Raw genomic sequence first — 8,220 nt, forward strand, 5'->3', positions numbered from 1 at the left:
GGGCCGCGCCTTACGGGGCGCGGCTCTCCGGCTCCAGCAACTGCCGGTGGACCCGCTCCGCAACCTGCTGCAGGACCACACGATCGCTGCTCTCGGCCGAGACGACATAGCCGAAGCCATGATCGATCCACCAGAAGGCGGAGAGACCACGGTCGCGGTCCTCGGTGTAGCGGAACGCCGTCGTCCCGGAATCCTCCTGACTGGCCCGAACGTAGATGGTCAGCCGGGCCCGGGAGCCGTCCTCGTACATCAGCTGTGCCGCGGGATCGCCGTCGCCGCCCGACAGCAGCCTGCCCCCTATGAGGTGATAGCCCAGAGGCAGGAGGTCCGGCGCGACGATCGGTCGGTCCAGTCGGTTCGACAGCCACCGCACGAGCAGCGCCTCCTGTGCCGCCGCCAGCTCCACCGGCCGCCGCGCGTCGGCCACGAAGACCCGGTGCGCGGCGACAGCCTCGGCGACCACCGGCTCGGCCGCAAAGCGACTGACCACGACCGCTGTGCCGGCAGATCCGGCCGGGGGAAGCAAGCTTCGCCCGCCCCAGCCTGCCGCACTGCCCAGGACCAGCCAACCACAGGCAGCGGCGATACCGCGCCAGCGCTGGCTCCGGGCTCGGCGCTGGTCGGCCAGGATGTTGGCAACCCGCAATCGGGCCGGGATGGGCTCCTCATATCGAGGCACCAGGGCAGCTCGCAGCGCGGCGCGACCTTCCGCCATGGCACGGAAGCGACGGGCAGCCTCCGGGTTCTCCGCCAGCCAGGCGTCCACCCGGGTGCGTCGCTCCGGCGTCAGCCGGTCGTCCACCCAGGCCTGCAGGTCGTCTTCACCGATCGGCCCGCGCTCCTCGAAGCTGCCGGACATCATTTCACCCTCTTCAGCATAGGTCGTGTCGGGCCTTCCTCGCCCTCCATCAACCGGCGCAGGCGCTCCCGGCCTCGGCTCAACCGGGACATCACGGTCCCGATCGGCACGTCGAGCAGGACCGCCGCTTCGGCATAGGAGAAGTCTTCGACACCCACGAGGAGCAACACGGAGCGCTGCTCCTCCGGCAGGACGGCAAGCCCCGCCAGGACGTCACGCCATATGAGGCGCAGCTCCGCCGCATCGCCCGTGAGCGGGTCGGCAATATTGCCTTCTTCGCCATCGTCGAGGGGCATCATGGCACCGCGTGACCGTTGGGACCGGCGTTCGTTCAGGAAGAGGTTGTGCAGGATCGCGAAGAGCCAGGCCTTCGGATCGCCGTCAGGGCGACGGAGGTGCCATCGCGACACGGCGCGCACCAGGCAGTCCTGCACCAGATCGTCCGCGGCCGTGGTGTCACGCAACAGCGCCCAGGCGAAGCGCCGCAGCGCCGGCACCTCGCGCTCGATGATGGACGCCATCTCCGTCGCATTCGGTCGTCCGAGCACGATGCCGGGATCCGTTCAGAGCGTCAGTGCCGGATCGACCTGCCAGATCTCATCCACCACCTGACCGCCCCGGATCACCACCACATGGCGCACCTTGATCGTCCCGCCCTGGCCCACGAAGATGACGGGCGTGATCACCGTCGCACCGCGCGGATTGGCGCTTTCGCTGCTCGCGCCGAAGGTCGCATGCAGCACGCCCTGGGCGGCCGCAAAGCGTTGCCAGGGAGCCGCGAGCTGCGCGCGGCCCTGGTACACGCCGTCCAGCGGTCCGCCGACCCACTGCAGGATCGCGTCATCGGCATAGCCCCGCTGGATCGCCTCGATGTCGCCCTGAGCGATCGCCTGCAGCCGGGCCACCGCAAGGGCGCGCGCGGAGCCGGGCTGCTGCGCGGCTGGGGAGACCTGGGCTGCCGGAGAAGGGGCGGGCATCTCGGCACAGCCGGCGAGCGCGGCCATGATCAGGGACGCGGCGAAGCGGTGCATCGCCAATGGCGTCGGTGTTGGCATTGTCGTGCTTTCAGTCGAGGCTGTGGGAGAGGGGAGGAGATGTCTGCCGCGATCAGCCCGGAAGGTTCGGGTCGACCTGCCAGATCTCGTTGACGACCTTGCCGTCCCGGTAGACCAGCACGTAGCGGACCTTGATCGTCGCCTTCCCCGTGAACACCACGTTTGCCGCGACCGTCTGGCCGCGTGGATTGGCGCTCTCCGTGATGGAGCCGACCTGGGCCTGCAGAGGCCCCTGACCCTGCGCGAAGCGGCTCCACACCTGCCCAAGCGCCGCCTGCCCCGTGTAGCGCCCGTCCAGGGGCCCGCCGATCCATTCGAGCACCGCGCCCTCGCCATAGCCGGCCAGCACGGGCTGCGTCTGGCCCGCCGCGATCGCGGTGATCCGCTGCTGCGCGAGATCGCCCGCCGGGCCGGCATGGGCCGGAAGTGGCAGCAGCGCACCACCGACCAGCGCGGCGGTGAGGCACAGCGCGCCACGACGCGTGCGGAACGAGTGGATTAAGGATCGGACCATGGGCAGATTCCTCGGCATGCAGCAGCTGGGCTGCGGGTGACGAGGCGTAGGACACGGTCCGGCAGCTCTTATTCCGGCGCAAAATATTTTCTGATGTCCGATGAGCGCGGGAATAAACGGCCGCTGGCGAGCATCTCACTCCGGATCGAACACGCGGCTCCTGATCCTGGAGGTCTCATGCCATCGCCCCGTCTGTCACTGCGCCTGCCGGCGCTCCTCCTCGCCGCCGCCATAGGTGGCGCCGTGGTGGCGCATGCCGCCGATCCGCCCGATTCCGCGGAAGCCGCCTTCCTGGCGGAGAACGAGGCGGCGATGGACCGGATGATGGCGGACATGGCGGCGCATCCTACCGGGGACGTCGACCGCGACTTCGTCGCCATGATGATCCCACACCATCAGGGCGCGATCGACATGGCGCAGGCCGAACTGCGCTACGGCCGCAACGAAACACTCCGCCGCCTCGCGCAGGAAATCATCGTCGAGCAGCAGCAGGAGATCGCGGCGATGCGCCTCGCGCTCGGCCAGCCACTGCCCGCCTCCGTTCCAGCGCCGGACCAGCCGCCTGCTCCGGCCGCCCACCATCATCATGAGAGCCACTGACCTGCCATGACCCGTGCCCTCCGCCTCGCTCTGCTGCTCGCCTCGACCGCCATGCCCGCCTTCGCTGGCCAGGTGCCTGTTGGCGCTGACGCGCCCGACATCCTGGTGAGCCACCACGATCGCGTCTACGCCGCCGAGCAGTTCTCCAACACGCTGTCGGTGATCGATCCGGCCGACAATCGCCTGCTCGGCGTGTTGCGCCTGGGCGACCCGGCGCCGGGCAATCTCAGCCCGCTTTATCGCGGCCAGTTGCTCGTGCACGGGATGGGCTTCTCGCCCGATCACCGCACCCTGGCGGTGGTCTCGATCGGCTCCAACTCCGTCAGCTTCATCGACACCGCGACCAATCAGGTGAAGCACGTCACCTATGTGGGCCGCTCGCCGCACGAGGCCTTCTTCACGCCGGACGGGAAGGAGGTGTGGGTGACGGTGCGCGGAGAGAACTACGTCTCCGTCATCGATGCCGCGAGCTTCGAGGAGAAGACCCGGATCACCGTGCCCGCCGGTCCCGGCATGACAATCTTCTCCCCGGACGGCCAGTACGGCTATGTCTGCTCGAGCTTCAATCCCGACACGGTGGTGGTGAATGTCGCCGACCATCAGGTCGTCGGCCACATGAAGCAGGACAGTCCGTTCTGCCCGAACATCGCCGCGAGCCCTGACGGCAGCCAGGTCTGGCTGACCCTGAAGGACATCGGCCGGACCATGGTGTTCAATGCCCGGCCGCCCTTCAACGTGCTGCACACGATCGACACCGGGCCGATCACCAACCACGTCAACATCGTCCACAATGCCAAGGGCAGCTTTGCCTACATCACCGTCGGCGGCCTGAATGAGGTACAGGTCTACCGCACCGATGACTATTCGAAGGTCGCCACCATCCCTGTCGGCGCGCTGCCGCACGGCCTCTGGCCCTCCGGTGACGGCACGCGCGTTTATGTCGGTCTCGAGAACGCCGATGGCATGGCGGCGATCGACACCCTGACCAACAAGGTGATCGCGACGGTGCCGATCGGTCAGGCTCCGCAAGCCGTCACCTATGTGCCGAATGCCGTGCCGGAAGGCGACGGCCTGCAGGGGCTGCAGCCGCTGGGCACTGCGGGACAGGCGGCGCACCTGAACCTGGTCGCGGTGGCCAACCGTGGGAACGGACAGGCACGCCACCATGCCGCGGCCGGCGGGACGGCCCCGACCAGCGTCACGCTGTTCGATCAGGGGCTGATCCAGGTCCTGCAGGCCTCCGTGACCGGGCTCGAGCCCCGGAAGCCCTATGTGCTGGCCATTGCCCAGCGCCCGGACGGGGGCGGCGCGCTGCAACCCCTCTCGAGCTTCATGACCAATCCTGCGGGCTCGGCCATCGTCAACGCGCTCGGCCCGATCCGGCAGGTTGTCCAGGGCCAGCAGGGCGATCAGCGCCGCTACCTGGTGGTCGCTCCCGGCACCGCCGATCAGCACGGCGCGCCCGTGCAGATCCAGATGAACTGATCACCCGCCGCCCCTCTGCCTGTCACACAGCCGGAGGGGCGGCTCTCCCCGGGTCCGGTCGGTGCCGGCCCTGGGAAGCAGAAAGGACGCCCCAGAGATGTCCAAGACAGGCCTCGGCGCGGTTTCAGCGGTGCTTGGCCTTCTCCTCGCCACACCGGCCTTCGCCCACGCCCATCTCACCGCCGCGGAGCCCGCCGGGAATGCGTCCGTGTCGTCACCGCCGGGAGCGCTTCAACTCCACTTCTCCGAGGGCCTTGAACTCGAGTTCAGCGGCGTACGCCTGCTGGGGGCCGATGGCACGGCCGTTCCCACCGGCAAGCCATCGCTCGCGCCGAACGATGACCGAACGCTTTCCGTGCCGTTGCAGGGTGTCCGCACGCCGGGACCCTATGTCGTCGAATGGCACGTCCTCTCGACCGACGGTCATACGACACATGGCACCTATCGGTTCACGGTCGCACCTTGAGCGACTTGGACGCCGCATTCGCCGTGTGCCGGTTCGTGCATGATGCGGCTGTCATCCTGGTGTTCGGCACAGGCGTCTTCGTTGCTCTTCTGGCGCCGGCTGCACTTCGGGACGATCTCGTGCGGCGCCTGGGTCCCACCCTGGCCGCGGGGGCGCTTTTTGCCTGCTTCGGGGTGCTTCTCTGGCTCCCGCTCCAGACCGCACAAATTTTCGGAAATTGGATCAGAGCCTTCGACGTCTCGGCGCTCATCCGCGTCGCTCAGCAGATCTCATCAGGCCGTGTCTGGCAGGCGAGGGTACTCCTCACATTCGCGCTTGTCGTAGCGGCGGCGCGACCCGCACGGATCCGCGTCGCATCGGTGACCCTTCTCTCCGGTCTGCTCCTGGTGAGCCTCGCCTTCGTCGGTCACGCGGCGTCACGTGGCGGCGCGATCGGCATCCTGGAGCGCCTCAACCAAGTCCTTCATCTCCTGGCGGGCGGAGCCTGGCTCGGCGCGCTGATCCCCCTTCTCCTCTGTCTGGGGATGCTGAGTGATCCGGCCCGAGCACGGAACGCCGTCACAGCGCTGCGCCGCTTCTCAGTGGCAGGGCACGCCGCGGTGGTCCTTGTGGTCGCGACAGGCTTGATCAACGTGGCTCTGATTCTAGGCCGCATTCCGACCGTCTGGACCTCACCCTACCAGGCCCTCCTCGCCGCCAAGATCCTGGCCGTGACGGGCATGACGGGACAGGCTGTCGTCAATCGCTACCTCTTGGTGCCGAAGATGAAGAGGGGAGGTGCTCGCGCCATTCAGGCAATCCGTGCCGGCTCCCTCGCAGAGATCGTGCTGGGGGCAATCACCCTCGCGCTGGTGTCCGTCTTCGGTGTCCTTGAACCCAGCTGATCCGTCGTCGCGATGACTCACATCGCGACGTGGATCGGACCGGAGGGTGGGCGTTCGCTCCGTTCCGGTACGCCTCTGTACAGTCGCTGCCAGGAGAGACACATGCGTTCGCCAGACCCCACAGATCCTCGACAGACATCCAGCCGCAGGCAGGTACTTGGGGCCGCGGCGGCCGCAACCCTTGGGCTGATCTTTCGCCCGGCCCATGCGCAGGACGCAGTCGATCTCGGCTTGCGGGGTGGCAGCGGGGTCCGATCCCTCACCACCGCCTTTCCGCAGAAGGGCCGGCTGATTCTGCAGCGCACGCGCCCACCATTGCTGGAGACCCCGTTCGAGGTGTTCGACAAGGGCGTATTCACGCCGAACGACCAGTTCTTTGTCCGCTGGCACTGGGCCGTCATTCCGACCGAGATTGATGTCGAGGGCTATCGCGTGGCCGTCCGTGGCCACGTGAACCAGCCACTGTCCCTCACCCTGCAGGATCTGGTTGGCCTTCCGAAGGTGGAGATGGCGGCCGTCAATCAGTGCTCCGGCAACTCGCGCGGGCTGTTCCAGCCCCGCGTGCCCGGTGCGCAGTGGGGGAACGGCGCCATGGGCAACGCGAAGTGGACCGGGGTCCGGTTGCGTGACGTGCTCGACAAGGCGGGTGTGAAGGCCGGGGCGACGGCGGTGCGCTTCAACGCGCTGGATGAGCCCGTGGTGGACGGTGCTCCTGACTTCGAGAAGTCGCTCGCCATCGACCACGCGCGCGACGGCGAGGTCATGCTGGCCTATCTCATGAATGGGGAGCCGCTGCCGCTCCTCAACGGATTCCCGCTGCGCCTCATCGTGCCAGGCTGGTTCTCGACCTACTGGGTCAAGATGCTCAACGACATCGAGGTGCTAAGTGGACCCGACGACAATTACTGGATGAAGACGGCCTACCGCATCCCGGACACACCCTTTGCCAATGTCCGTCCCGGCCAGACTGGCTTTCCGACCGTGCCGATCAACCGCATGGGGCCACGCTCCTTCATCACCAATCTGCGGGACGGGGCGAGCTTGCCGGCGGGGGCGGAAGCGCTCGTGCGCGGAATCGCCTTCGGCGGTGATGCTGGCGTGCAGGCGGTGGACCTATCCTTCGATGGCGGCAAATCCTGGCAGCCCGCAAGGCTCGGCCAGGATGAGGGCAAGTACGGCTTTCGCCGCTGGGAGACGCGCTGGACCCCGCCCGGGGCGGGCGCAGCCACCATCCAGGTCCGCTGCACCAATACAGACGGAGCCGTACAGCCGGCCGAGGCGAACTGGAACGGCGGTGGCTATCTGCGCAACGTCATCGAGTCCATTTCGGTCAAGGCCGGCTGAGGAGGCGGAAGGTGGCATTGTCATTCAAGACCGTCAGCTATGGCCTCGTCGGCCTTACGGCTCTCGTGCTCCTTCTCGATGGGAAGCCCAGGGTGGCGCCCCAGGCCGAGATTCCGACCAGGACGGCATCGGAGGCCGGTCCAGCATCGGGAGCGGGGGCAGCAGGCAGGGGCGGCGGGGCCATTGCCTCGTCGCAAGCCTCGTTTGGACCGAGGTTTCGCAACCTGTCGGTCGAGCTCCCGAGTAGCGACCGCACCTTCCCGGATGGCCCTGGCGCAGACCTGGTCAACAGCAACTGCTTGGCCTGCCACTCCGCCAGCATGGTGCTGAGCCAGCCGCCCCTTTCCCTCGCGGCCTGGACCGAGGAGGTGAACAAGATGCGCAATGCGTTCCATGCGCCCGTTGAGGCCAGCGACGTACAGGCCATTGCAGGCTATCTTGCAAGCGTGGTTGGAAGCCACTGACGCAGCAGCTCAGCGGCCAACGGCCGGCCCTGGTGATCACCGCTGAGAATGCCCCCCCTGCGGGACGAGGGCGAAGCCTATGCCCGCAAGCTGGAGGCGGGCGTGGAGGTCACAGCGGCGCGTTACAACGGCGCGATCCATGACTTCTCGCTGCTGAACACGCTGAAGGCACTTTGTCGCCTCTCCCGTTAGCGCCAAAAACGTGGAACAGCTCGAGGGCAATCTCGCGCGACGGAGATCCGACTTTCTGCGGAGGAGATAGAGATTCTCGACAGGGCAGCGTACTTCCGTTGGAATACGCGGGCTGGATGATCGCCCAGCAGCAGGAGGACCAGTCCGGCCTCGCATTCATGAAGAACTGCGAGGTCTGATTTGTGCGCTGACGCCTGACTCTCGATAAGAGCCGAACGCCCGTCTCCAGGCGCCATTTACAGCGCCTTTCAAAACCGCTCCTGAAGCGCGTTGAGGCAGATGAGGGAGCAGGCGAGGGCGGTGAGGGCATGGTGGATGTCGAGCCTGCGTTCGTAGCGGATGGCCAGGCGGCGGAAG

General features: G+C 67.3%; 11 protein-coding genes and 1 pseudogene. 7 read left to right on the forward strand and 5 right to left on the reverse strand.

Features of this window, described 5'->3' with window-relative positions; translation table 11 throughout:
* Positions 1-10: 10 nt before the first annotated feature.
* The 4 genes from QMO56_RS22775 to QMO56_RS22790 are packed head-to-tail and all read right to left on the reverse strand — an operon-like array spanning position 11 to position 2,428.
* Positions 11-859 (reverse strand): anti-sigma factor, encoded by an 849-nt coding sequence (locus QMO56_RS22775; RefSeq protein WP_283529544.1) that lies wholly within the window; start codon positions 857-859, stop codon positions 11-13.
* Entirely contained in the window at positions 859-1,380 is a 522-nt protein-coding gene (locus tag QMO56_RS22780) for an RNA polymerase sigma factor (protein ID WP_283529545.1), read from the reverse strand. The genes QMO56_RS22775 and QMO56_RS22780 overlap by 1 nt, the downstream gene beginning before the upstream one ends.
* A gap of 42 nt (positions 1,381-1,422) precedes the next feature.
* Positions 1,423-1,914: a nuclear transport factor 2 family protein gene (locus QMO56_RS22785; RefSeq protein WP_283529546.1), complete on the reverse strand. Its 492-nt coding sequence runs from the start codon at positions 1,912-1,914 to the stop codon at positions 1,423-1,425.
* A 52-nt stretch (positions 1,915-1,966) separates the two neighbouring features.
* Entirely contained in the window at positions 1,967-2,428 is a 462-nt protein-coding gene (locus tag QMO56_RS22790; RefSeq protein ID WP_283529547.1) for a nuclear transport factor 2 family protein, read from the reverse strand.
* 177 nt (positions 2,429-2,605) lie between these two features.
* Here QMO56_RS22790 and QMO56_RS22795 point away from each other — a divergent pair, with 177 nt between their 5' ends.
* From QMO56_RS22795 to QMO56_RS22825, 7 genes are all read left to right on the forward strand, one after another.
* The gene (locus QMO56_RS22795) at positions 2,606-3,028 is read left to right on the forward strand and encodes a DUF305 domain-containing protein (protein ID WP_283529548.1); all 423 of its coding nucleotides are present in this window, start codon (positions 2,606-2,608) and stop codon (positions 3,026-3,028) included.
* A 6-nt stretch (positions 3,029-3,034) separates the two neighbouring features.
* A complete protein-coding gene (locus tag QMO56_RS22800) occupies positions 3,035-4,513 on the forward strand; it encodes a YncE family protein (protein WP_283529549.1) in 1,479 nt (492 codons plus the stop codon).
* A gap of 97 nt (positions 4,514-4,610) precedes the next feature.
* Complete coding sequence (copC, locus tag QMO56_RS22805; protein ID WP_283529551.1) at positions 4,611-4,979, forward strand: copper homeostasis periplasmic binding protein CopC; 369 nt, start codon at positions 4,611-4,613, stop codon at positions 4,977-4,979.
* Positions 4,976-5,863 carry a copper homeostasis membrane protein CopD gene (copD, locus tag QMO56_RS22810; protein WP_283529552.1) on the forward strand — a complete coding sequence of 296 codons (888 nt, stop codon included), beginning with the start codon at positions 4,976-4,978 and terminating at the stop codon, positions 5,861-5,863. The genes copC and copD overlap by 4 nt, the downstream gene beginning before the upstream one ends.
* Positions 5,864-5,965: 102 nt before the next feature.
* The gene (locus QMO56_RS22815; RefSeq protein WP_283529553.1) at positions 5,966-7,207 is read left to right on the forward strand and encodes a molybdopterin-dependent oxidoreductase; all 1,242 of its coding nucleotides are present in this window, start codon (positions 5,966-5,968) and stop codon (positions 7,205-7,207) included.
* Between the two features lie 11 nt (positions 7,208-7,218).
* Positions 7,219-7,671 (forward strand): cytochrome c, encoded by a 453-nt coding sequence (locus QMO56_RS22820; RefSeq protein WP_283529554.1) that lies wholly within the window; start codon positions 7,219-7,221, stop codon positions 7,669-7,671.
* A gap of 48 nt (positions 7,672-7,719) precedes the next feature.
* On the forward strand, positions 7,720-7,863 hold the full coding sequence (locus tag QMO56_RS22825) for an alpha/beta hydrolase fold domain-containing protein (RefSeq protein WP_283529555.1): 144 nt from the start codon (positions 7,720-7,722) through the stop codon (positions 7,861-7,863).
* A 248-nt stretch (positions 7,864-8,111) separates the two neighbouring features.
* Here the strand turns inward: QMO56_RS22825 and QMO56_RS22830 are convergent.
* Positions 8,112-8,220 (reverse strand): annotated as a pseudogene (locus QMO56_RS22830) (IS5/IS1182 family transposase); the annotation flags it as partial.

Origin of the sequence: Roseomonas sp. E05, assembly GCF_030063475.1 — a bacterium.
Taxonomy (GTDB): Bacteria; Pseudomonadota; Alphaproteobacteria; order Acetobacterales; family Acetobacteraceae; genus Pseudoroseomonas.

Bases quoted from the DNA above. Each gene is read 5' to 3' on its own strand.
- QMO56_RS22775 (WP_283529544.1), bottom strand. From the start codon at position 859: ATGTCCGGCAGCTTCGAGGAGCGCGGGCCGATCGGTGAAGACGACCTG.
- QMO56_RS22780 (WP_283529545.1), bottom strand. From the start codon at position 1,380: ATGGCGTCCATCATCGAGCGCGAGGTGCCGGCGCTGCGGCGCTTCGCC.
- QMO56_RS22785 (WP_283529546.1), bottom strand. From the start codon at position 1,914: ATGCCAACACCGACGCCATTGGCGATGCACCGCTTCGCCGCGTCCCTG.
- QMO56_RS22790 (WP_283529547.1), bottom strand. From the start codon at position 2,428: ATGGTCCGATCCTTAATCCACTCGTTCCGCACGCGTCGTGGCGCGCTG.
- QMO56_RS22795 (WP_283529548.1), top strand. From the start codon at position 2,606: ATGCCATCGCCCCGTCTGTCACTGCGCCTGCCGGCGCTCCTCCTCGCC.
- QMO56_RS22800 (WP_283529549.1), top strand. From the start codon at position 3,035: ATGACCCGTGCCCTCCGCCTCGCTCTGCTGCTCGCCTCGACCGCCATG.
- copC (WP_283529551.1), top strand. From the start codon at position 4,611: ATGTCCAAGACAGGCCTCGGCGCGGTTTCAGCGGTGCTTGGCCTTCTC.
- QMO56_RS22815 (WP_283529553.1), top strand. From the start codon at position 5,966: ATGCGTTCGCCAGACCCCACAGATCCTCGACAGACATCCAGCCGCAGG.
- QMO56_RS22825 (WP_283529555.1), top strand. From the start codon at position 7,720: ATGCCCCCCCTGCGGGACGAGGGCGAAGCCTATGCCCGCAAGCTGGAG.